General features: G+C 68.8%; 18 protein-coding genes. 3 read left to right on the top strand and 15 right to left on the bottom strand.

Annotation, left to right across the window (positions count from 1 at the left end; genetic code table 11):
- Window positions 1–42: 42 nt before the first annotated feature.
- From AC6LKG_RS09055 to AC6LKG_RS09025, 7 genes are all read right to left on the bottom strand, one after another.
- Window positions 43–1938: an LTA synthase family protein gene (locus AC6LKG_RS09055; RefSeq protein WP_498164010.1), complete on the bottom strand. Its 1896-nt coding sequence runs from the start codon at window positions 1936–1938 to the stop codon at window positions 43–45.
- Window positions 1939–2135: 197 nt separating this feature from the next.
- Window positions 2136–2864 carry a FadR/GntR family transcriptional regulator gene (locus tag AC6LKG_RS09050; protein WP_498164009.1) on the bottom strand — a complete coding sequence of 243 codons (729 nt, stop codon included), beginning with the start codon at window positions 2862–2864 and terminating at the stop codon, window positions 2136–2138.
- A 134-nt stretch (window positions 2865–2998) separates the two neighbouring features.
- Window positions 2999–3790: a phosphatase PAP2 family protein gene (locus tag AC6LKG_RS09045; protein ID WP_498164008.1), complete on the bottom strand. Its 792-nt coding sequence runs from the start codon at window positions 3788–3790 to the stop codon at window positions 2999–3001.
- A gap of 154 nt (window positions 3791–3944) precedes the next feature.
- Entirely contained in the window at window positions 3945–5264 is a 1320-nt protein-coding gene (locus tag AC6LKG_RS09040) for a sensor histidine kinase (RefSeq protein WP_498164007.1), read from the bottom strand.
- On the bottom strand, window positions 5261–5980 hold the full coding sequence (locus tag AC6LKG_RS09035; protein ID WP_498164006.1) for a response regulator transcription factor: 720 nt from the start codon (window positions 5978–5980) through the stop codon (window positions 5261–5263). Before AC6LKG_RS09035 ends, AC6LKG_RS09040 begins: the two co-directional genes overlap by 4 nt.
- Window positions 5981–6017: 37 nt before the next feature.
- Entirely contained in the window at window positions 6018–7433 is a 1416-nt protein-coding gene (locus tag AC6LKG_RS09030) for an FAD-binding oxidoreductase (protein WP_498164005.1), read from the bottom strand.
- A 114-nt stretch (window positions 7434–7547) separates the two neighbouring features.
- A complete protein-coding gene (locus AC6LKG_RS09025; protein WP_498164004.1) occupies window positions 7548–8177 on the bottom strand; it encodes a BPTD_3102 family carboxylase-like protein in 630 nt (209 codons plus the stop codon).
- A 344-nt stretch (window positions 8178–8521) separates the two neighbouring features.
- Here AC6LKG_RS09025 and AC6LKG_RS09020 point away from each other — a divergent pair, with 344 nt between their 5' ends.
- From AC6LKG_RS09020 to AC6LKG_RS09010, 3 genes are all read left to right on the top strand, one after another.
- Window positions 8522–9913 (top strand): phosphomannomutase/phosphoglucomutase, encoded by a 1392-nt coding sequence (locus AC6LKG_RS09020; RefSeq protein WP_498164003.1) that lies wholly within the window; start codon window positions 8522–8524, stop codon window positions 9911–9913.
- A 7-nt stretch (window positions 9914–9920) separates the two neighbouring features.
- Window positions 9921–11480 carry a glucose-6-phosphate isomerase gene (gene pgi, locus AC6LKG_RS09015; RefSeq protein WP_498164002.1) on the top strand — a complete coding sequence of 520 codons (1560 nt, stop codon included), beginning with the start codon at window positions 9921–9923 and terminating at the stop codon, window positions 11478–11480.
- Between the two features lie 76 nt (window positions 11481–11556).
- On the top strand, window positions 11557–13236 hold the full coding sequence (locus AC6LKG_RS09010; protein WP_498164001.1) for a gamma-glutamyltransferase family protein: 1680 nt from the start codon (window positions 11557–11559) through the stop codon (window positions 13234–13236).
- A 4-nt stretch (window positions 13237–13240) separates the two neighbouring features.
- Here AC6LKG_RS09010 and AC6LKG_RS09005 read toward each other — a convergent pair whose 3' ends face one another.
- From AC6LKG_RS09005 to tviB, 8 genes are read right to left on the bottom strand one after another with little or no spacing between them, the layout of a single operon-like run.
- Entirely contained in the window at window positions 13241–14374 is a 1134-nt protein-coding gene (locus AC6LKG_RS09005) for a glycosyltransferase family 4 protein (RefSeq protein WP_498164000.1), read from the bottom strand.
- Window positions 14371–15525, bottom strand: a complete 1155-nt coding sequence (locus tag AC6LKG_RS09000) for a glycosyltransferase family 4 protein (RefSeq protein ID WP_498163999.1) — start codon at window positions 15523–15525, stop codon at window positions 14371–14373. The genes AC6LKG_RS09005 and AC6LKG_RS09000 overlap by 4 nt, the downstream gene beginning before the upstream one ends.
- On the bottom strand, window positions 15522–16637 hold the full coding sequence (locus AC6LKG_RS08995; RefSeq protein WP_498163998.1) for a glycosyltransferase family 4 protein: 1116 nt from the start codon (window positions 16635–16637) through the stop codon (window positions 15522–15524). Before AC6LKG_RS08995 ends, AC6LKG_RS09000 begins: the two co-directional genes overlap by 4 nt.
- Window positions 16638–16640: 3 nt before the next feature.
- Window positions 16641–18572 (bottom strand): asparagine synthase (glutamine-hydrolyzing), encoded by a 1932-nt coding sequence (gene asnB, locus AC6LKG_RS08990; RefSeq protein ID WP_498163997.1) that lies wholly within the window; start codon window positions 18570–18572, stop codon window positions 16641–16643.
- 46 nt (window positions 18573–18618) lie between these two features.
- Entirely contained in the window at window positions 18619–19764 is a 1146-nt protein-coding gene (locus AC6LKG_RS08985; protein WP_498163996.1) for a glycosyltransferase family 4 protein, read from the bottom strand.
- Window positions 19765–21114 (bottom strand): murein biosynthesis integral membrane protein MurJ, encoded by a 1350-nt coding sequence (gene murJ, locus AC6LKG_RS08980; RefSeq protein ID WP_498163995.1) that lies wholly within the window; start codon window positions 21112–21114, stop codon window positions 19765–19767.
- A gap of 1 nt (window position 21115) precedes the next feature.
- Window positions 21116–22141 (bottom strand): SDR family oxidoreductase, encoded by a 1026-nt coding sequence (locus tag AC6LKG_RS08975; RefSeq protein ID WP_498163994.1) that lies wholly within the window; start codon window positions 22139–22141, stop codon window positions 21116–21118.
- A 12-nt stretch (window positions 22142–22153) separates the two neighbouring features.
- Entirely contained in the window at window positions 22154–23431 is a 1278-nt protein-coding gene (gene tviB / locus AC6LKG_RS08970) for a Vi polysaccharide biosynthesis UDP-N-acetylglucosamine C-6 dehydrogenase TviB (RefSeq protein WP_498163993.1), read from the bottom strand.
- Window positions 23432–23446: the final 15 nt, after the last annotated feature.

The raw sequence follows: 23446 nt of genomic DNA, 5'->3' as shown, positions 1-23446 counted from the left end.
TTGAGCAGGATCAAACCGACCCCGGACCCGCACGGGGCGAAGTCAAGGCAGGCGGTATTTTTCTTCGCGGTAGGCCCAACTGGCCCACAGGGCGTGCGCCAGCGCCTCCTTGCTCAAGGCTTCGTCCACCGGTTCGACCGGCTCGTAGGTTTCGTCCTGCCCGACCGGCGCGGCGCGGTAGCGGAATTCGCGCGGCGCCTTGGACGGCTCCAGTACCAGCAGCTTGTCGCCTTGCAGGTAGCCGAAGTTGTCGGCGTATTGCATCAGCGCGCGGTTGGGATCGCGTTGCGTCAGGTCCGCGCCCAGCATCGGGTTGACGTTGTCCAGCCCGACCAGCGACAGCAGCGTGGGCGCCATGTCGATCTGGCTGACGATGCGCTCGTCCTGGCGCGGCGCGATGCCCGCGCCCAGGATCAGGGCCGGGATCTGGAAGTGCCGCACCGGCACCGGGATCGAGCCGTAGACGCGGGAATCGTGGTCCGCGATCACCAGGAACACGGTGTTGTCCCAGTACGGAGCCTTGCGCGCCTTGTCGAAGAACTGGCCCAGCGCCCAGTCGGCGTAACGCACGGTGTTGTCGACGCTGGCCGGATCGCCCACCGGCTGGATGCGGCCCGCCGGGTACTCCCACGGCGAATGGTTGCTGACCGAGAACGCCAGCGTGAACACCGGCTTGTCGCCGTCGGCGCGCAGCAGGCGGTCGACCTGGGTGAACATGTCCTCGTCGGACGCCCCCCACGAGCCTTCGAACACCGGGTTCTCGAACTTCGGGCGATCGACGATCTCGTCAAAGCCATTGCCCAGGAAGAAGGCGCGCATGTTGTCGAAGTGCGACTCGCCGCCATACACGAAGCGCGAGTGGTAGCCGTGCTTGCCCAGCACCTGCGCCAGCGTGAAGAAGCCGGTCTGCGAGCGCGGCAGCTTCACCACCGCATCGGCCACGCTGGGCAGGAAGCCCGCGGTGACCGCCTCGATGCCGCGCACCGAGCGCGTGCCGGTGGCGTAGGCGCGGCGGAACATCCAGCCTTCCTTGCCGAGCCGGTCGATGTTGGGCGTGAGGTCCTTGCCGCCCAGGCTGCCAACGTACTGCGCGCCCAGGCTTTCCTGCAGGATGATCACCAGGTTGAGCGGCTTGTCGCGCCGCACCGAGGCCTTCTGCTGGTGCAGGGTGGGATAGCGCGGGTCCAGCGGCGCGCCCGTCAGGCCGGCCTTGTCGCGCACGATGGCGTTCATCTCGTCCACCGGCATCTTCGGATACATCGCGGCCGACGAGCGTTCGTCGCGCATGCGGTAGGCGGCATCGAACACGCTGTAGAGCGAGTTCAGGGCCAGCGAGTTGACCATCGCGTCCGAGCTGAACGCGACCTTGGCCGGGTTGATGGGGCGGTGCTCCAGCGTGCCGCGCGCGCCCAGCACCACCAGCGCCAGAATCGCCAAAGACGCCAGCGGCCGCTTCCACCACGCCAGGAACGGATCGCGCACCCGCGTCGGGAACAACCTGACCGCCAACCACGCGGCCACCAGCAACACAACCAGGGCGGCCAGCAGCACGCCCTTGTAGCCCTGCCACAGCATCGAGCCGACTTCCCTGGGGTTGAGCAGGTAGATGAAATACAGGCGGTTCGGGCGCGTGTCGTATTCGGCGATGAACTGCGGCGTGGAGACTTCCAGCAGCACGTACAGCATCCACCAGAAGCGGAACCACCAGGCGGTGACGCGCGCGGCCCAAGGCCGGTGCCCCAGCCACGGCGAGAACACGGCCGGCAGCGCGATCACCATGGACAGCAGGCAGACATCGATGCGCAGGCCGCCGAACAGCACCGGCCACAGGCCGCCGGCCGCCTCGACCCGGTCCCACATCCACAGCGACAGGCCCAGCCGGCTCAGCGTCAGCAGCACCAGCACGGACAGGATGAAACGGAGCGTCAGGCGGCGCATGCGGCGGCCCTCCCCCGGTGAATGAAACCCGCGGTCGTTGCCGCGCCGAGCTTGCCGAGCCTAGCCATGCCTTGCCATCCGATTATTGAAACCGGCCAAGATTAACGCGGATCGGGCCGCCATTACGAGGCGCCGCCCTGGGTGGGCAAGATCGCGCGGCCGGCCCGGGCGCCGTGGCCTGTCGCTGGCCCCCGGTCTCACTGCGCCCGGCGCAGGCGCTCGCGGCTGTTGCTCAGGTGGGTACGCATCGCGGCGCGGGCCGCCTCGGCGTCCTGGCGCACGATGGCACTGTAGATATCTTCATGCTCGAGGTTGACGCGCGCCAGATAGGCGGCGCGATCCTCGTGCGCGAACTTGGCCGAATTGATGCGGGTACGAGGAATGATGGCCGACCCAAGGTGCGACATCAGATCGGCGAAGTAGCGGTTGTCGGTGGCCTGCGACACCAGCAGATGGAACTGGAAGTCCGGTGTGATGGTATCGCCGCCGCCGTCCAGCGCCGCCTTGAACGCATCCAGCGCGCGGCGCATGTCGGCCAGTTGCGCCTGGCTGCGTCGGGCCGCGGCCAGGCCGGCCGCCTCGCTTTCCAGGCAGATGCGCAACTCCAGCAGCACCAGCACGTCGCGCACCGTGGCGATATCGGCCGGATCGACGCGGAAATCGCCGCCGCCGCTGGGCTCGAGCGCATAGGTGCCGACGCCATGATGGGTTTCAACCAGGCCCGAGGCCTGCAAGCGCGACAAGGCCTCGCGCACCACCGTGCGGCTGACGCCGAACTGCCGCATGATTTCGGATTCGGTCGGCAGTTTGTCGCCCGGGCGGATGTCGCCGCCACGGATGCGCTCGGAGATGTTCTCCACCAGGCCCTGGGCCAGGTTCCGGGGACGACGCTGCGGCAAGACGGGAGTATCGACAGGAGCGTTCATCAGGGCTTGTCCGGAAGCGGTGGCGTAGCGCTTGCATGCGCAAGTGCGTGCCCATTATACGGGGCGCCAGTTGTACGACAACGTGCCAACCAACGTCATCCGACGCGCCCGACAGCGGCCAGGGCGCCGTCCGCTCAGGAGCCGGCCTTCTCGCCATGGCCGCCGCGCGCGCTGCCGAAGCGGATCGACGCAACGGGCGACGGCCGTTCGCCGGGCGTGCGTGCGCGCAGCACCGGCCAGAAGAACAGCGCGGCCAGCAACCACATCAGCGCGGCCGACCACAACGTCTGACTCAGGAAATGAGCCCCCTGCAGAATGCGCACGGCGGAAAACACGCCCCCCGCCAGGACACCCAGCGCCAGCCCGCCCCAGCGCCAGCCGGACCGTCCCACGGCCCACCCCGCGAAATACAGGGTCAACATCGAATAGCCGGCCCCGGCATGGCCGCTGGGCAGGGCGCCGCCCGCTTTGCCCCGGTCCCAGGTCCACCATGTCCGTGGATACGGCGTGTAGCCGCCCAGCGTGTCCAGGTCGTAGGGGCGCGGCAAGGTGGTGTGGTGCTTGAGCTGGGTGATTGCCAGTTGCCCCACGATACAGGTGAGCGCCAACGCCAGCGCCGGTGCGCGCAAGGGACGCCAGGCGGGAATGCGGTAGCTGGCGGCGGCCACGGCGACAGCGCCCAGTCCCAGGCCGATAGGCAGGGCCAGCACCATGCGGTGGCCGACCAGCTCCAGCCAGCGATTGGCGTGCAGGGGAAAGTCGTCCAGCGCCGGGTTGAACAGCGCGCGCGCGATGGTCAGATCCAGGCCGGACGCGTTCACCCACCAGGCCAGGCAGGCCAGCATTGCCGTCACCCCCAGCACGTGCGTGCACAGGTACGAAACAGGCGTCGGCCGGGCGACCGCGGACGAAAGGGGTGGCGACATGAGAGGGCAGGGAACGAGGCGACCGGCCAAAGCGGACAGCTTAGGCGGCGGATAGTCGAAAATTCGTCAAATCCGCGCGCCGTGGCCACTTTCCCACAATGCAGGGTATGCGCCCTCGCGGCGCAAGGCGCCGCCCCGGCCGCCGTCAGGGCGGTCAGGCCGTCCTTTCCAGGCTCAAGGTGAAGCGGGTGCCCCGCCGCGGGCCTTCGCGGGAGGAGTCCACCGCCAGCGTCCAGCCCTGCATGTCGCAGACCCGCTTGGCGATGGCCAGCCCCAGGCCGCGGGCGGTTTCATCGCGGCCCGCCGCCCCCGAATCGCGCAGGCGGCCGCTGTAGTAGCGGCGGAACAGGAATGGCAGATCGTCGGCCGCGATGCCCTTGCCATCGTCGCTCAATTGCAGCGCGCCATCGGGCCCCAGCGAGGCCGTCAGGGTGGCCGGCGCGGCATGCTCGACGGCATTGCGTACCAGGTTGCGCAGCACCGTCAGCAAGGCATAGCGGTCCAGGACCCGGATCTGATCGGCGGGAATGTGGTTGTCGAAGCGCAACTCGGCCAGGCCGGCCTGCGTTTCGTAGCCGCGCCAGGCGTCCAGCATGCACTCGGCCAGGTCGACCGGCTCGGGCGGGCGCATCTGGTCGCGGGCCATGGCGCGGGCGCTTTCGAGGCAGACGATGACATCGTCGACGTTGTCCATCATGCGCGTCAGCCGCTGGCGCTGGTCGGCGGTCAGGTCCTGGGTCAGCAGCATCAGTTCGCTGTCCGAACGGATCGCCGCCAGCGGCGTGCGCACCTCATGGCTGAGGTTGCCGGCGAATTCGCGTTCGCGCGCGATCGAGCGGTCGACCTGGTTCTGCACGCGGTTGAACGCTTCGATCAAGCGTCCGGCCTCGTCGTCGCGGGTCACCGCCAGGTCCGGGGAACCGGGGGCCCAGGTCGACAGGCGATCGGTCAGTTCCAGCAGCGGCCCCACCGCCACCGCCGCCACCCGCCGCGACAGGGCATAAGCGCCCACCACGCAGATCGCCCCGACGCCCAGCACGATCAAGCCGAAATCGTGGACACGCTCTTCGTTGTCGGTAGCGTCGTAGAGCAGGTAGACCTTGCCGGTGCCGGTGTCGGCCACCATCACATGCCAGGTATAGGCGCCGGGTTCGACCAGGTGCAGGCCATTGTCGAGCCCGCGGATTTCCTCGGGCATGCCGATCGGCGCATGGCCATCGGCACTGAGCCAGGCCCGCATCGAACCGCCCAGCTCGCGGGCGCCACGGCGCGGCAGGAACTGGTCGCTGGTGCGGGCATGCTGCACCAGGCGGTCCATCTCGGTGTTGAGGATGTCGTTGACCAGGTCGTCTTCCATCTGGTCGAACGTGAGATAGGCAAGCAACGCCAGCGCCGTCACGAACAGCGCCACGGTGCCGGTCAGCGCCCACACCACGCGTTGCGTCAGGGTGCCTCCGCCCGGGATGCGGCTCATGTCGGCCTCCCCTTCTGCGCCCCGGCCAGGCGCCAGCCGGTGCCATGCATGGTCTCGATGCCGTCGAACCCGGCGTCCGCCAGCGCGCGGCGCAGCAGGTGGACCTGGCTGCGCAGGGCGTCGGACGACGGCGGCTCGCTGCCCCACAGCAGCGATTCCAGTTCTTCGCGCGATACCACCCGGCCGGGATCGCGCAGCAACGCTTCCAGGATGAGCGTGGCCTTGCGCGTCAGGTGCACGGGCTCGCCGCCGATCGACACGCCGCGGCTGCGGGTGTCGTAGGCCAGGTCGCCGAACACCCGCACCGTGTCGACGGTCGCGCCCTTGGCGCGCTGGATCAGCGCCAGCAGCCGGGCCTCGACCTCGAGCAGGGCGAACGGCTTGGTCAGATAATCATCGGCGCCGTGCGAGAAGCCGGCCAGCTTGTCGTCTAGGCTGTCGCGCGCGGTCAGGATCAGCACTGGCAACGGCAGGCGCTTGTGGGTGCGCAGCGCATGCAGCACCGCATTGCCGTCCATGCCGGGCAGGCCGAGGTCCAGGATCATCGCGTCGAAATGCTGTTCATCCAGCCGCTGCAGCGCCGCCGGGCCGGTGTAGGCCACGTCCGGCAGGAAGCCGCGCGTTTCCAGGAAGGCATACAGGTTGCCGGCGATGATGTGGTCGTCTTCGACGATCAGGATCCGGTGGTTCGCGCCTGCCGCGGGACTGGCCGCCATGGTTTCGTTCCTCGTGGAAAGAAGGGATAGGCCCCCGTCAGGCCTGCAGCACCTTGCCCGGGTTCATCAGGCCCTGGGGGTCTAGCGCGCGCTTGATGCGGCGCATCAGGGCCAGTTCGACCGGACTCTTGTAGCGCGGCAGTTCGTCGCGCTTGAGCTGGCCGACGCCATGCTCGGCGCTGATGGAACCGGCATGCGCATGCACGCTGTCATGCACCACGCCATAGATGTCGCTCTGCAGCGCCAGCAATTCGGCTTCGCTCTGGCCCGGCGCATTGGCCACGTTGTAGTGCAGGTTGCCGTCGCCCAGGTGACCGAAGATCACATGGCGCACGCCCGGAAACCGCGCCTGCAGCAGCGCATTGGTCTGGTGCACGAAGCCGGCGATGGCCGAGATCGGGATCGACACATCGTGCTTGACCGACTTGCCCAGTTCGGCCTCGGCCAGCGGGATGCTTTCGCGCAAGTGCCACAGCGCCTTGCTTTGCGCCACGCTGGCGGCGATGGCCGCGTCGTTCACCAGGCCGGCCTCGATGGCTTCGCCCAGCACGGTCTCGAAGCGTTCGCGCGCGTGCGCCTCGCTTTCGCTGTCGGACAGCTCCAGCAGCGCGAACCAGGGCGAGGCGGCCGACTCGCCCTCGAACGGCAGGCGCTGCTGCGGGAACAGGCGCACCACCGCCTGCAGGCAGTCGCCGCCCATCAACTCGAACCCGGTCAGCGCGGCGCCGAAACCGGCGCGGGCGCGCGACAGCAGCTCGACCGCGTTGTCGATGCTGTCGAGCGTCAGCAGCGCGGTGCAGGAGGCCACCGGCCGCGGAAACAACTTGAGCGTGACGGCGGTGATGATGCCCAACGTACCTTCGCTGCCGATGTAGAGGTCACGCAGATCGTAGCCGGTGTTGTCCTTGCGCAGGCCGCGCAGGCCGTTCCAGATTTCGCCTTCGGCGGTGACCACTTCCAGGCCCAGGGCGAGATCGCGGGTATTGCCGTAGCGCAGCACCTGGGTACCGCCGGCATTGGTGGCGAGATTGCCGCCAATGGTGCAACTGCCCTCGGCGGCCAGGCTCAGCGGAAACAGCCGGCCGGCGTCGGCCGCGGCCTGTTGCACCGCCTGCAGGATGCAACCCGCCTCGACCGTGATGGTGTCGTTGTCGGTATCCAGCGCGCGCACCCGGTTCAGGCGCGCGGTCGACAGCACCACGGCGCCGCCGGAATCGTCGGGCGTGGCGCCGCCGCACAGGCCGGTATTGCCGCCTTGGGGCACGACCGGCACGCCATGGCGCGCGCACAGCTTGATGGCATCGGCCACTTCCTGCGTCGAACCGGGCCGCAGCACCGCCAACGCCACGCCGCGATAACGGCGCCGCCAATCCAGCGCATAGGGTTCGGCATCGGCGCCGGTCAACACATGGGCCTGGCCCAGGAGGGACTGCAATTCACTCAGCAAAGTCATAGCCGCCGCACGGAAAGGTCGCGCCGGGCCGCGCCCGGGCACTGTTCAGGGATGGTGCGGACTATTGTAGAGGCAGCCCGGGCCGTCCGGTCAGGCAGCCCGGGCCGGCGCCAATCAGCCCACGGCCTGATCCAGGCGCATGCCGGTCAGGCCGGTGCAATAGGCGCGCGATGCGATGCGATTCATCAGAAACGCCCGGTCGACGCCCGCCGGCCCTGGCATTTCTGACAGCGCCCGATAGGCGCGCCGCAGGGCCTCGCCACGGGTGGCGCCGCACACCAGCAAATGGGTGCAGGGCATATGCCGGTCGGCGCAGCCATCGATGCGCAGTTCCAGCGCATGCGCCGCGACCGGTTCGAGATCGGCCACTGCGGTCCCGGCGCGCGGCTGCGATGCGGCGTGGATCACGCGGAACACACCGCTGCGGTCGTCCAGCGAAAAGGCCACCGTGCCCATGCCCTGCCAGGCGCGATCCCGCGCCACGCCGGCGGCGATGGCGCGCAGGGCGTTTTCGATCGAGGCCGGCAGGTGCGGGGCCGGACATTCCGCGATCAGCACCCGGGCATCGCGCCAGACGCAGCGCTCCCAGGCCTGGCTGGTCGCCAGCTCGCCGCCGGGCGAGACGAATACGTGGATGTCGAGCCGGCGCTCGCGCCCGGGCGCCGGCGCGGCGAAGTCCGTGGGCGGCCCGCGCCTGCGCCTGGCGCCGCCCGATGACGTGACTGTGGATACTTTGGCTCGCATGGGCCCCTCCGGTCTTTCTGCTTGCATGACAAGCGTATCACCTTCGGATGACGAGCAAGTTCCATGCCATCGTCCCCTCCCCCGTGAACGCCCATCCGTGCCCCGCCCGGACGCACCGGAACAAGGCGTGGACGGGCGCCTGCGCGCACCAAGCCGGGGCCGGCGTCCCGCCACGGGCGGCGGGTCAACGCAGGGCCGGACCCTGTCCCGGTCGCCGATGGAGGATAATCCGAGTCTGCACTCCTGCCGGACCCTCCGCGCCGGCCAGGGATTGCCCCGCAGGAGCCGTCGCGGACGGACCTGTCCATTGCATTGCCCTATCATCCACAGAATGAGGAACCGTCGTGGCCGACCCTGCGCAATTTCCCGCCTCCGTCTTCAAGGCCTATGACATCCGCGGCACCGTCCCGGACCTGATCGACGCCCGTTTCGCCCGCTCCCTGGGCGCGGCGCTGGCCGCCGTCGCCCGCGAACAGGGAGTGCAGACGCTGGTGGTGGGCCGCGACGGACGTCTGAGCAGCGAAATGCTGTCGCTGGCGCTGCAGGAAGGCATGCTCGAAGGCGGCGTCGACACCCTGGATATCGGCCAGGTCCCGACGCCGCTGGTGTATTTCGCAGCGCACACCATGCAGACCGGTTCCGGCGTCGCCATCACCGGCAGCCACAATCCGCCCAAGTACAACGGCTTCAAGATGATGATGGGCGGCCGCGCCCTGTATGGCGATGACGTCCAGGCCCTGGCGGGCCGCATGAACGGCGCCACCGACGCCCCGGCCGCCCGCCCCGGCGTGCGCCGCGAACTGGATCTGGTGGCGGCCTACATCGCGCGCGTCGCGTCGGGCGTGAAACTGGCCCGCCCCATGAAGATCGCCATCGATTGCGGCAACGGCGTGGCCGGCGCGATCGCGCCGCGGCTGTTCCGCGCCCTGGGCTGCGAAGTCACCGAGCTGTTCTGCGAGGTCGATGGCACCTTTCCCAATCACCATCCCGACCCGGCCGAACCCAAGAACCTGCAGGATCTGATCCATTGCCTGGCCACCACCGATTGTGAACTCGGCCTGGCCTTCGACGGCGACGGCGACCGCCTCGGCGTGGTCACCAAGTCGGGCCAGATCATCTGGCCCGACCGCCAACTGGTGCTGTTCGCCCGCGACGTGCTGGCGCGCAACCCCGGCGCCACCATCATCTATGACGTCAAGTGCAGCCGGCACGTCGGCCTGTCGGTCGAGGCCGCCGGCGGCGAGGCATTGATGTGGAAAACCGGCCACTCGCTGGTCAAGGCCAAGCTGGCCGAAACCGGCGCCCCGCTGGCCGGCGAAATGAGTGGCCACATCTTCTTCAAGGAACGCTGGTACGGCTTTGACGACGGGCTCTATACCGGCGCGCGCCTGCTGGAAATCGTGTCGCGCGGCAGCGATGCCGGCGCACCGCTGGAAGCCCTGCCGCAGGACGTCTCGACGCCTGAACTGAAGCTGGAAATGGAAGAGGGCCAGCCGTTCGCCCTGGTGCGGGCGCTGCAGGAACAAGGCCAGTTCCCCGGCGCCGAACGCGTGATCACCATCGATGGCGTGCGTGCCGAGTATCCCGACGGCTTCGGCCTGGCCCGCCCCTCCAACACCACGCCGGTGGTGGTGCTGCGCTTCGAGGCGCAGACCGCCGAGGCGCTGGCCCGCATCCAGGCCGACTTCCGGCGCGAACTGGCTAAACTGGCCCCCCAAGCGTCCCTGCCCTTCTAGATTGCCCATGTCCCTGCCCAACAGCCCCGCCTGGCGCGCATTCGCCGCCGCTGCCGCCGCCGCCCCCCTGCGCGGCGAGCAACTGCGCCTGATCCAAGCCCCGGGACTGCGCCTGGACCTGAGCGCCCAGGCCGATTCCCCCGCGCTGCGGCAGGCCGCCGCCGCGCTGCTGGCGCAACAGGACTTCGATGCCGCCCGCGCCCGGCTGTTCGATGGCGGCAACGCCAACTGGACCGAGCAGCGCCCGGCCTGGCACACGGCGCTGCGCGCCGCCCAGCCGCCGGCGATGGTCGCCGCCGCGGTACTGGCCGAACGCGAGCGCGTGCGCCAGTTCGTGCGCGCCGCCGATGCGGCCGGCCGCTATAGCTGCGTACTGCACCTGGGCATCGGCGGCAGCGATTGGGGGCCGAGGCTGGTCACGCGCGCCCTGCGCCACGGCGGCATGCGGCGCGAAGTGCGCTTCGCCTCGAACGTCGACTCGCATTCGGTGGCCGATGCCATGAGCCGGCTGGACCCGCACGACACGCTGGTCATCGTCGCCTCCAAATCCTTCACCACCACCGAGCCGCTGGCGAATGCCGAAGTCGCCATGAACTGGCTGCGCGAGGCCGGCGTGGCCGATCCGATCAAGCAGGTGGTGGCGATCACCGCCAACGTCGAGGCCGCGCTCAATCTCGGCATTTCACCCGACCACATCTTCCAGATCTGGGACTGGGTCGGCGGCCGTTATTCGCTCTGGTCCGCCATCGGCCTGCCGGTCGCGCTGGCGCTGGGCAACGATGCCTTCGACCAACTGCTGGCTGGCGCCGCGGCCATGGACGAGCACTTCCGCCACGCCCCGCTGGCCGAGAACGCGCCACTGCAACTGGCGCTGGCCGGGGTGGTCAACCGCAGCGTGCTGGGCTTCGATTCGCTGGTCATCTCGCCCTACGATTCGCGCCTCTATCACGTGGTGCCGTGGGCCCAGCAGCTCGAAATGGAATCGCTGGGCAAGGTGGCGACCGCCGATGGCAGCCCCGCGGGCGTGCCGACCGGGCCGGCCGTCTGGGGCATGTCGGGCACCGATTGCCAGCACACTTTCTTCCAGTGGCTGCACCAGGACACCGCCGGCGCGCCGGTCGATTTCATCCTGTGCGAGCAGCCCGACCATGCCTACGCGCGCCACCATGAGCTGCTGATCGCCAATTGCCTGGCCCAGCGCGCCGCGCTGCTGCGCGGCAAATCGTTCGATGAGGCGCTGGCGGAAACCTCGCAGGTCGAATCCGATCCGGCGCGTGCCCGCCTGCTGGCGCAGCACAAGGTCCACCCGGGTGGACGGCCGTCTTCGCTGATCGTGCTGCCGCGCCTGGAGGCCAGCACACTGGGCGCGCTGCTGGCGCTGTACGAGCACAAGGTGTTCACGCAAGGCGTGATCTGGGGCATCAACCCGTTCGACCAATGGGGCGTGGAGTTCGGCAAGGTCCTGGCCAAGAACATCATCCGCGAGCTGGACGCGCCCGCCCAGCAGGCCGCGCCCCAGGATCCCTCCACGCGCTTCTGGATCGACGCCATCGCGCGACGCGACTGAGCGCCCCGCGGGGCCGCTATGGACAGGGCGCGATGACGGGCGAATAATGGCCCGTCGTCCTTTACCTGAGCGCCCCATGCCTACGCCGGTTCGCAGCACCTCACGTATCCTGGCCGCCCTGGCGCTATGCGCGGCAACCGTCGCGCAGGCGCAGTCCTCCCCCTCCCGTGGCATGGTCGCCGCGGCCAATCCCCTGGCCGCGGCCGCGGGGCTCGACGCGCTCAAGCGCGGCGGCAGCGTGGTCGATGCCGCCATCGCCGTGCAGATGGTGCTGACCGTGGTCGAGCCGCAATCGTCCGGATTGGGCGGCGGCACGCTGATGCTGGTGTGGGACCAGGCCAGCGGCACCCTGTCCGCCCTGGACGGGCTGGCGGCGGCACCCGCGCGCACCACCGCCAGCCTGCGCACCGACGTCGACGGCGCCATCCTGCCGCTCCAGGACGTGGCCCGGCTGGGCCGCCCGGTCGGCGTGCCCGGCACCGTGCGCGTGATGGCGCTGGCGCACCAGCGCCAGGGCAAGCTGCCGTGGGCCAGCCTGTTCCAGGCAGGCATCCGCAGCGCCGAAGAAGGCTTCCCGATGTCGCCCTACCTGCACGACAGCCTGCAACGGCTGCCGCAATTGGCGGAGAACCCCGCGATCCGCAAGGTGTTCTACGACGCGCAGGGCCGGGTGCTGCCGGTGGGCGCCACGGTGCGCAACCCGTTGCTGGCCGACGCCTTGCGCAAGGTCGCGGCCGATCCCGACGCCATCAACCACGGCGCGCTCAGTGCCGACGTCCTCGCCGTGATCGGCGCCGGCAAGCATCCCAGCCTGATCCAGGCACAGGACCTGGCCGCCTACCGCCCGGTCGAGCGCACGCCGATCTGCGGCCCGTTCCTGTCCTGGAAGGTCTGCACCTTCCCGCCCCCGAGCTTCGGCGGCGTTTCGGTGCTGCAGCAGTTGGGCATGCTGGCCGCGCGCCGCATCGACACGCTGGCGCCGGGCTCCGCCAAGGCCGATCACCTGCTGATCGACAGCGCCCGCATCGCCCGCGCCGATCGCCTGGCCTATATCGGCGATCCCGACCAGGTCAAGGCGCCGGTCCGGCAACTCATCGCGCCCGACTACGTGCGCCAGCGCGCCACCCTGCTGTCCGGCAAGGCGGTGGCGCAGCCGCGTCCCGGCGTGTTCGCGGGCGTAGCGGCGCCCGGCGGCGCCGAGGCCCCGGGCACCACAGAAACCAGCCAGGTCGCCATCGTCGATGCGCACGGCAACGCCCTGTCCATGACCACCACCATCAACCTGAACTTCGGTTCGTGGCTGATGCCGCACGGCTTCTTCCTGAACAACGCCCTGACCAACTTCTCGTCGGCGCACGGCAAGAACGCGCCCAACGCCATGGCGCCCAACAAGCGGCCGGTCACCTCGATGGCGCCGACCATGGTGTTCGATGGCGATGGCAAGCTGGCGTTGGTCACCGGCTCGGCCGGCGGCGGCTATATCGTCGACTACATCGCCCAGGCCGTGGTGGGCACGCTGGCCTGGGGGCTGCGCCCGGCCGACGCGCTGGCGCTGCCGCACGTCGCCGGCAATACCGGCCGCAGCCAGGTCGAAAAGGGCCGGGTGCCGCCGCAGGCGGCGGCGCAACTGGCCGCGCAGGGCCACAAGGTCGAGCAGGTCGAAATGAAAAGCGGCGCCGCCGCGATCCGCGTGACGCCGCAAGGACTGGACGGCGCCGCCGATCCGCGCCGCGATGGCGCCGCGCTGGGCGGCTGAGGCCTCAGGCGCTGAGCGTGTCGTAAAGGTCGACGTGGATACGGGCGACGCGCTCGATGTTGAATTCGCGTTCGGCCAGGGCGCGGCCGGCCGCGCCCATGGCCTGGCGCAAGGCGCTGTCGCCGGCCAGCCGGGCGATGGCATCGGCCAGCGCCTGCGGGTCGCGCACCGGCACCAGCAGTCCGGTCCTGTCCGGATCGATCGCATCGCGGCATCCCGGCACGTCGGTGGTGACCACGGCGCGCGCGCAGGCGGCGGCCTCGATCAAGGACTTGGGCAGCCCTTCACGGTAGGACGGCAGCACCGCGATGTGCGAAGCGGCGTACAACCGCGGCACATCGTTGCGCTCGCCCAATGCCTCGACGCAGCCCTCTTCCTGCCAGGCCTGGACCTCGGCCGGCGTGGCCGAGGCCGGATTGCCGGCATCCACGCCGCCCACCAGCCGCATTGTCACCGGCACGCCGCGTTCGCGCAGCAGGCGCGCAGCCTGCACGAATTCCTGCACACCCTTGTCGCGCAGCAGGCGCGCCACCATCGTCACCACCACCGGCGGCGCCGGAGGCTCGGGCTGTGCGCGGTATTGGTCCAGGTCGACCCCGGCACCGCGGATCATCACCACCTGTTCGTCGCGCACCGCGCCCAGCGATTTGAGCAGATCGCGGTCGCTGGCATTCTGGAAGATCACGCGGCTGTTGCGATGGCCCAGTGCCAGGCGGTAGAGGCGCGCCACCACTGCGCGAACCAACCGCATCTTCAGCGAATTGGACAGGAACACGAAGCCCAGCCCGGATATCGCCGCCACCATGCCCGGCACCCGCGCCAGGCGCGCGGCAATGCCGCCATACAGCACCGGTTTGATGGTCACCAGGTGAACCACCTGCGGTCGCAGCCGGCGGAACAGGCGCAGCAACGCCAGCAGCGTGCCCAATTCCTGTATCGGATGCTTGCCGCTGCGCGTCATCGGCACCACGTGATGGGTCATGCCCAACGCCTCGATATCGGCCACCGCCGGGCCGTCCATCGTGGCCACGTGCACGTCGTAGCCGGCGCGCTGCGCGGCCAGCGCCACCGGCACCCGGTGCGACATGAAGAACGCCGGATTATTGACCACGAACAGCAGTCGGCGCGCCGCACTCATGCCGAGGCTCCGGCAAGACGGCGCCACACCGCGATATAGCGCTGTACCATCCGCGCCAGGTCGAAGTGCTCCAGCACGCGGGCGCGGCCGGCCTCGCCGGCACGACCACGGCCGCGCGCGGCCACCTCGCGCAATGCACTCTCGATACCCCGCGCCAGCGCCTCGGGCTGTTCTGGCGGCACAACCACGCCGGTATCGCCGATGATGTAGGCGGCATCGCCCACGTCCGTCGCCACACAATAGACACCGCAGGCCATGGCCTCGGCCACGACGTTGGGAAAGCCCTCGGCGCAACTGGACAATACGTGCAGGTCGAGCCCGTTCATCACGGCAGGCACATCGTCGCTGGGCCCCGCCAGCACCAGCCGCTCGCGCAGATCGAGCTTGTCGACCCAGGCCATCAGATCGGGATTGTCGGCCGTCATGCCGCGCCCCACCAGCACACAGCGCAATCCCGCGTCGCGGCCATCGCGCACCAGCGCGGCCACCGCGCGCAGCAGGTTGGCATGGTCCTTCAGCGGATCCCAGCGCGCCACGCATCCGATCACCGGCACATCGCCATCCAGCCCCCACTCGGCACGCACTCGCGCCCGCGCGGCCGCGTCGGGCGCGTAGCGTGACAGGTCGTAACCGTTGGCGATCACCACCATGCGGTCGCGGCGATAGCCTTTGGCGGCGTGCCGTTCGGCGGCATTCTGCGCGGCGCACACGATGGCGCCCGGCAGCACGCCCGACAGCAGCGCGCAGGCGCGCAACACCATGCGGGCCGAACGGCTGCTGCGCTCGAGATGCGCGCCGGAATTGCGGATGCCCCAGGCAATGGCGCGAACGCCCGCCAGGCGCGCCGCCAGGCCGCCGATCAGGTCGGCGTGATACATCCAGGTCTGCACCGCATCGGGCCTGGCCTCGGCGATGAGACTCCGCAAGGCCAGGAAACCGCCCAGCGTGATGCGTCCGCGCGGCATGCCCAGCGCGTGCACGGCAACGCCGACTGCGCGCAGCCGCTCGCCATAAAGACCGTCGTCGGTCAGCGACACGACGATGTGCTCGGCGTCCTGCCCGGGAAAAGTGGACAGCCGCCACAGCACCGACTCCGCGCCGCCCTGGCCCAGGCCGGTGATCACATGGACGATGCGCAGGGTGGCCGTCATCTTCCTTCCCTCACTGCCTCGAACAGTCCATCCCATTCCGCCAGCACGCTGGCCAGCGCATAACGTTGGCGCACCGCGTCGGCGCCCCGCTCGCCCAGTTGGCGTCGCAATGCCACGTCGCCCAGCAGGCGGCGCAACGCCTCGCGCAACGCCTGGCGGTCGCCGGCGGGTACCAGCAGGGCGTCCTGGCCATCATGGGTCATTTCGCGCGGGCCGCTGGGGCAATCGAAAGCGGCGCAGGGCAGGCCCAGCGCCATCGCTTCCAGCAGCACATTGGGGAAACCCTCGACCAGCGAGCTGAGCACGAACGCCTGGCCCCGCGCCAGTTCGTCCCAGGGCGCCTCGGTACGGCCCGGCAAGCTGACGCGCCCGTCCAGGCCGAGGTTCGCGACCTGGCGCTCCAGCGCGCCACGCTCGGGGCCTTCGCCCCAGATGCGCAGGTTCCAGTCGGGGAATTCAGGCGCCAACTGAGCGAATACGTCGATCAGCAGGTCGAACTGCTTGTCGGTGACCAGCCGCCCCATCGCCAGCAGCGTGCGAGGCGCGTCATCCTCTCGCTGGACGACCCGCGGCGCGTCCAGCAAGGGCGCCGGCAGCGGGTTGGGAATCACGGCCAGGCGCTTGATGCCTGGCACCTGGCGCGAGAACGGGCCGGCCGTATCGGCCGCCTGCACCGTCACCATGTCGGCGCGCGGATACAGCAGGCGGCGCAGCCGGCGCCAGACCGTGCCCGTGGTGGTCTCGGCCACGGGATTGGTGCGCTCGCAGACGATCAGCGGCGTGCGCAGGCCGCGCGTTGCCAGAATGGCGGCCACATTGACATTGGTCAGGAACGACACCACCACGTCCGGCGCGCTGTCGCGGATATGCCGACGCAGCGCCAGCAGGCGCTTGAAAGCGGCCATCGGGCCGGACATGCGCGTGCCCGCCAGATCCGCCAGCCACTCCAGCTTGACCTTGTCCGACAGCGGATAGAAGCAACTGCCCTTGGACGAATAGGTCGGCGTCAGCACGACGTCGTCGCCGCGTTCGGCCCACGCATTGACCAGCGTGGCGGCCACGCGCTCGGCGCCGCCGGCATGCATGGAACTGACCAGCATCAGGATCTTCATACGTCAACGACTCCCAAGCGCTCCCCCCTGTTCGCCACCGGCGCGGTAGCGATCCAGCCAGGCCTGCATCATCAGCACGCCCCAAAGATGGCTATCCCAATTGCGATGGCCGGACACATGCTCGCGCCACTTGCGCAGGATGGGCTCGGGTTCGAACCAACCCTCCTGGCGCAGGCGCGACGGGTCCAGCAGGGCCTCGGCCCAGTCGCGCAACGGGCCGCGCAGCCAGGCCGCCAGCGGCACGGCGAAGCCGCGCTTGGGGCGGTCCACCAGTGCCTGCGGCACATGGCGGTACAACACCTGGCGCAGCAGCCACTTGCCGGTGGCGCCGCGCACCTTGTAGCGATGCGGCAGGCTCCAGGCGAATTCGTAAACGCGGTGGTCGATCAGCGGGACGCGGGTCTCCAGGCTCACCGCCATGGCGGCCCGGTCCACCTTGACCAGGATATCGTCCGGCAGATAGGTCACGGTATCGAGCTTCATCATGGCTTCGAAAGTCGATCCCCGCATCTCGCGCGCGAACTCGGACACCGGCTCGACCCCACCCTTGACCACGCGGGCCGGGTCCGACCAGTACGACACGAACAAGCGGTAGAAATCACCGCGCGTGTCGGCCCGTAGCAACTCGCCCAGCTTGCCGACCTTGCCGCGCCAGGCGCCACGGCCCGGCAGATGGGTCGAGGCGCTCAGCAGCGCGCCGGCGGGCGTGCGCAGCAGCGCCGGGATGCGTTCGCACTTCTGCCACCAGTTGTTGACACGGAAGTAACGCGAGTACCCCCCGAACAGTTCGTCGCCGCCGTCGCCGGACAACGCCACGGTGACGTGCTGGCGCGCCATGCGCGTCACCAGCGAGGTCGGGATCTGCGACGAATCGGCGAACGGTTCGTCGTACATGTCGGCCAGGCCCGGCACCACCGCCAACGCATCGGCGGCGGTGACGTACAGCTCGGTATGATCGGTGCCCAGGTGCGTGGCCACCGCCTTGGCGTGCTGCGCCTCGTCGTAGCCCTTTTCATGGAAGCCGATGGCGAACGTACGCACCGGCTGCGTGCTTTGCGCCTGCATCAGCGAAACAATCGTCGACGAATCGATGCCGCCCGACAGGAAAGCCCCCAGCGCTACATCGGAGAGCATCTGACCGCCAACGGCCTTGGACAGCACGCCCTCGAGCGCGTCGGTGGCCTGCGCGTCGGAATCGAACGATAGCAACGATTGCGCCGCGGTGTCGGCGGCCTCGCGCGCCGACCAGTAGACGCGCGGTTCGGGCATGCGGCGGCTGCGGCAATCGTCTGCGGTGAATTCGATCCAGGTGCCGGGCGGCAGCTTGGCGATGCCTTCGTAGATCGACTGCGGCGCGGGAATGTAGTTGTGCCGCATGAACGACGCCAACGCATTGCGGTTCAGGTTGCGGCCGAAACCCGGAATGGGCATCAGGCCCTTGAGTTCGGAGGCAAACACCAGCTCTGCGCCCGAATAGCCGTAATACAGGGGTTTTTCGCCCATGCGGTCGCGCGCCAGCACCAGCTTGCGCGCGGCGCGGTCCCACAACGCGATGGCGAACATGCCGACCGAGGCCTGCAGCGTGGCCTCGATACCCAGCGACGTGAACCCGGCCAGCAGCGTCTCGGTATCGGAATGGCCGCGCCAGGAAGGCGCCAGGCCGGATGCTTCCAACTGCCGGCGCATGTCCAGGTGGTTGTAGATCTCGCCGTTGAACACCATGACATAGCGGCCGCAGGCCGACACCATCGGCTGGTGACCGGCTTCGGTCAGGTCCTGGATCGCCAGGCGCACGTGCGCCAGGGCCAGGCCGGCATCGGCGTCCTCCCAGAAGCCGTTGCTGTCGGGCCCGCGGTGGCGGATGCGGCGGCAGCTCTCTGCCAGCACTTGCGCCTTGTCACCCAGGGGGCCCCAAATTCCGACAATTCCACACATGATTTCAGGTTCTCGTGGTCACCGCAGCAACGGTGTGGCGCGCGGCCTAGCGGCCCGCCGCGCGCACGCCGTCAAAAAGTTCTTGCCATAGGCCCAGCACGCGTTCGGCGGAAAAGCGCTCGCGCACCGCCGTGGCCGCCCCGGCCATGCGCAGGCGGCCGGCCTCGTCGCCCATTACCGCATCAAGCGCGCGGCACAGCGCATCGACATCGCCATTGGGCCGCACCAAAACGCCATCGACGCCATCGCGCACGATTTCACGCGGGCCGGTATCGCAATCGAACGCCACCGCGGCCAGGCCGCTGGCCATCGATTCCAGCAGGGTATTGGACAACCCCTCGAAGCGCGACGTCAGCACGTACAGGTCGGCGCTGTGATACCAATCGCCCACGTTGCCGGCGCGTCCCGGCAGGCGGACACGATCCTGCAAGCCGGCCTCGCGCACCTGCGCCTCCAGGGCGCGGCGCTCGTCGCCCTCGCCCAGGATAACCAGATCCCAGTCCGGATGCGACTGCGCCAGCCGCGCATAGGCCTGCAGCAGCAGATCGAAGCCTTTGTCCGCGTGCAGCCGCCCAACCGCCAGCAGGCGCTTGCGGCCGGCCCCGGCCGGCGGCGCCAGCACGGGTTCGCCCTGGGGCAGCGGCCAGTGCACCGGATTGGGAATCACCGCCAGCCGCGAACCCGGCACATGCCGTTCGAGCCATTGCGCGGTGCCGCGGGTCAGGGCCACCACCCGCGCGGCGCGCGGATAGGTCAGGCGCCGCAAACGCTGCCAGAATCCGGACAGGGTCTGCGACGGCGGGTGGGTATGTTCCGTGGCGATGACACGGCATCCCAGCCCGGCGCAGGCCAGCACCGACAGCACCGATGCGGTGGTCATCATGCCCAGCACGATGTCGGGCCGGAACGCCTTGATCACTCGGCGCAGGGTGCGCACGCGCTGCACATTGCGCCACAGGCCGCGCAGGCCGCCACCCTCGCCCGCCGTGTGCAGCACCTCGCGCCGTACCCGGGGATGCAGCGTGTAGACGTCGCCCTGCGCGCTCGCCTGCGTCACCACCATGACCTCGCGGCCCATGCCGGCCCAATGCGCGCTCAGGTCGGCGGCGACCCGTTCGGCGCCACCGCCATGCAGCGAATGGATGAACAGCAGCACGCGCAACGGACGGCCGGACTCGGGAGCAGCAGGCATTCAGTCGGCCTCCTTGGGTTCGGCGCGGCGCAAGGCCACCACCAGATAGCAAACATACGACAACAGGTACATCAGGCTGGTGGCCAGCATGATGCCCGCGGCCCCCATCCTCGGCGCCAGTACGGTATTCAGGGCGGCCTTCAACGCGAAATTGGCGACCGCGATGGCGGCCATGATGCGATAGCGGTTCTGGCTGGCCAGCAGTTGCACCAGGATCAGCACGCCAAAATAGAACGGCAATTGCAGCAGGCCCCAGCGCAGCACATGCGCCACGGCGGCGGTATTCTCGGCGGTGAAGGCGCCGCGCTGGAACAGGACAGATACGCCCCATGGCGCCAGCAGCCAGCCCACCGCCACCGCCCCGGCGCCGGCCGCCACCATCAGCACCGACCATTTCAATGCCATGGCCCGCGCCCGCGCGGTATCGCCGCGCGCCTGCACGTCGGCCAGCACCGGCAGCGCCGCGCGCCCGACCGACACCGCGCCGATGCCCAGCAACAGCGACAACAGCCGGCTGGCGTAGCCCAGCGTGGCGTTGGCATTGGCGCCCAGATTGGCGGCCGCGTATTGATCGAGCGGCCCGACGAAACTCATGGCCACCTGGCCGATCAGCATCACGCCCGCCGCGCCCATCAACTCGGGCCAATGAGGCGAACGCAGCGTCAACGTCGGTGCGCCCCAGAAGCCTCCGTCAGCGCGCGCGGCCAGCCAGGCCAGCCATGCGGTCTGGATCGCATAGCCCACCAGCGTGCCCCACAACAGCGGTCCGACGCTCTCGGCGCTGGCGGCCAGCATGACCCACGCCAGCGTCGCCACCGCCGGCACGCTGTCCAGCAGGGTATTGACGTGACGCTCATGCGAGCGCAGCCGCGCCGCGCTGATGCCCGCCACCAGCAGCAAGGCCGACACGGGCGCGAAGGCCAGCAACAGTTCGCCGGTCATCTCGCCAACGCGCGCCGACAGGCCCTGCCCCAACGCGCCCAGCACCTGCGGCCAGGCGAACCAGGTCAACAAGGCCAGCGCGACGCCCACGGCCGCCACCCAGCCCTGCAGTTCACGGATGAATTGTTCGCGTTCAGCGGCTTCGGCGCGGCGCAGCCGTACCAGCACCGGAATCAGCACCACCGACAGCACGCCCACGATCGTGACCGGCAGCCAGGTGGCCATGGTCATCGTGAACTGATAGGCGTCCACGGCGTCGCTGACGCCGTATCGGTATGCCACCGCCATCTCCTTGATGGCGCCGGCGGCCTTGCCCAGCAGCAGAAACACCGCCACCCGGAACGCACCTTTGAAAATGCGCTGGTGGTCCGGATGGATGCTGCCCAGTTTGCGGATGAGTGCTTTCAAATCAACGCAGGAATTGCGTGTACCAGGGCATCGCCACTTCCAGGCCCTGCAGCACGGTATGCGTGGGCTGATAGCCCAGCAGCCGGCCGGCCTTGCTGACGTCGGCCTGCGAATGGCGCACGTCGCCCGCCCGGAAATCGGCGTAGACCGGTTGCTTGTCGTAGACCACGCCCTGCTTGCCCAGCGCCCGCACCAGGAAACCGAACAGGTCGTTCAGGGTGCTGCGGCCGCTGACGGCCACGTTGTAGACGTGGTTGCGGGCTTCGGGCGGCGCCATGGCCGCCAGGATGTTCGCCTGGACCGCATTCTCGACGAAGCAGAAGTCGCGGCTGGTCTCGCCATCGCCGTTGATGGTGACGTCCTCGCCCTGGATCATCGCGGCGGTCCACTTGGGGATGACCGCGGCATAGGCGCCGTTGGGATCCTGGCGCTTGCCGAATACGTTGAAATAACGCAGGCCCACCGTCTCGAAACCATAGGAACGCGCGAACACGTCGGCGTACAGCTCGTTGACGAACTTGGTGACGGCGTAGGGCGACAGCGGCTTGCCGATGTTTTCCTCGACCTTGGGCAGGGCCGGATGGTCGCCGTAGGTCGAGCTCGAGGCAGCGTACACGAACGACTTCACGCCGGCGTCACGCGCCGCCACCAGCATGTTCAGAAAGCCGCCGATGTTCACCTCGTTGGTGGTGATCGGGTCTTTCAGCGAACGCGGCACCGAACCCAGCGCTGCCTGGTGCAGCACGAAGTCCACGCCTTGAACCGCGCGACGGCAAGCCTCGAGGTCGCGGATATCACCCTCGATGAAGGTCAGCCGCGCCCATTGCTCGGGCGTGACGGAGGCCTTCACCTCGTCCAGGTTGTGCTGGTGGCCGGTGGCGAAGTTGTCCAGGCCGGTGACGGTCTGGTCCAGCTTCAACAGGGTCTCCAGCAGGTTGGAACCGATGAAGCCGGCGCAGCCGGTCACCAGCCACTTGCGCGGCGTGGCGGCCAGCTCCCGAGTGACGGATTCAAAGCGTGTGGTCATGCGACGTCCTCCTTACAGGCGCAGATCGGATTCGGCGGGCGACAACACGTACTTCAGGTCGTAAAGGATGTGTTCCGGCTTGCCCAGCTTGCGGATGCCTTCGGCGCCCATATCTGCGAACTGCTGGTGCGCCACGCCCAGGATCACGGCGTCGTACTTGCCTTCGTCGAGTTGGGTGACCGGAGCGATGCCGTATTCGTGCATGGCTTCTTCGGGGTCCACCCAAGGGTCGTACACATCGACGGCCACGTTGTAATCGCCCAATTCCTTGATGATGTCCACGATGCGGGTATTGCGCAGGTCCGGGCAGTTTTCCTTGAAGGTCAGGCCCATCACCAGCACGCGCGCGCCCTGTACGTGGATGCGGCGCTTGGTCATGGCCTTGACCAGTTGCGACACCACGTAGCCGCCCATCGAGTCGTTCAAGCGGCGGCCCGCCAGGATGATCTCGGGGTGGTAGCCGATCGACTGCGCCTTGTGCGTCAGGTAGTACGGGTCGACGCCGATGCAGTGACCGCCCACCAGGCCCGGACGGAACGGCAGGAAGTTCCATTTGGTGCCGGCGGCCTGCAGCACCGCTTCGGTGTCGATGCCCATCTTGTTGAAGATCAGCGCCAGTTCGTTGATCAGCGCGATGTTGACGTCGCGCTGGGTGTTCTCGATCACCTTGGCGGCCTCGGCCACGCGGATGCTGGAGGCCTTGTGGGTGCCCGCGGTGATGATCTGCTTGTAGAGCTGGTCCACCAGCTCGGCCACTTCCGGCGTCGAGCCCGACGTGACCTTCTTGATGGTGCTGACGCGGTGAGCCTTGTCTCCCGGATTGATGCGCTCGGGGCTGTAGCCGGCGTAGAAATCGACGTTGAATTTCAGGCCCGACACGCGTTCCAGCACCGGCACGCAGTCTTCCTCGGTGGCGCCGGGGTAGACGGTGGATTCGTAGATGACGATGTCGCCGCGCTTGAGCACCGCGCCGATGGTCTCGCTGGCCTTGACCAGCGGCGTCAGGTCGGGCTGCTTGTATTCGTCGATCGGCGTGGGCACGGTGACGATGAAGACGTTGGCCTGGCCCAGCTCGGCGCGGTCGGCGGTGTAGCTCAGTTGCTTGGCGTCCGCCAATTCGGCATCGCTGACTTCCAGCGTGTGGTCATGGCCAGCCTTCAGCGCCTCGATGCGGCGGCTATTGATGTCGAAACCGATAACCGATCGCTTCTTGCCGAACTCGACCGCCAACGGCAGGCCGACGTAGCCCAGGCCGACGACCGCGAGTTTCACATCCTGAATACGCAACATAACTCTCCCTTTACC

It is taken from the genome of Achromobacter sp. 46006 (assembly GCF_059761975.1).
Note: the sequence above shows the minus strand (reverse complement) of the source record. Positions and strands in the feature narration are given on the sequence as shown.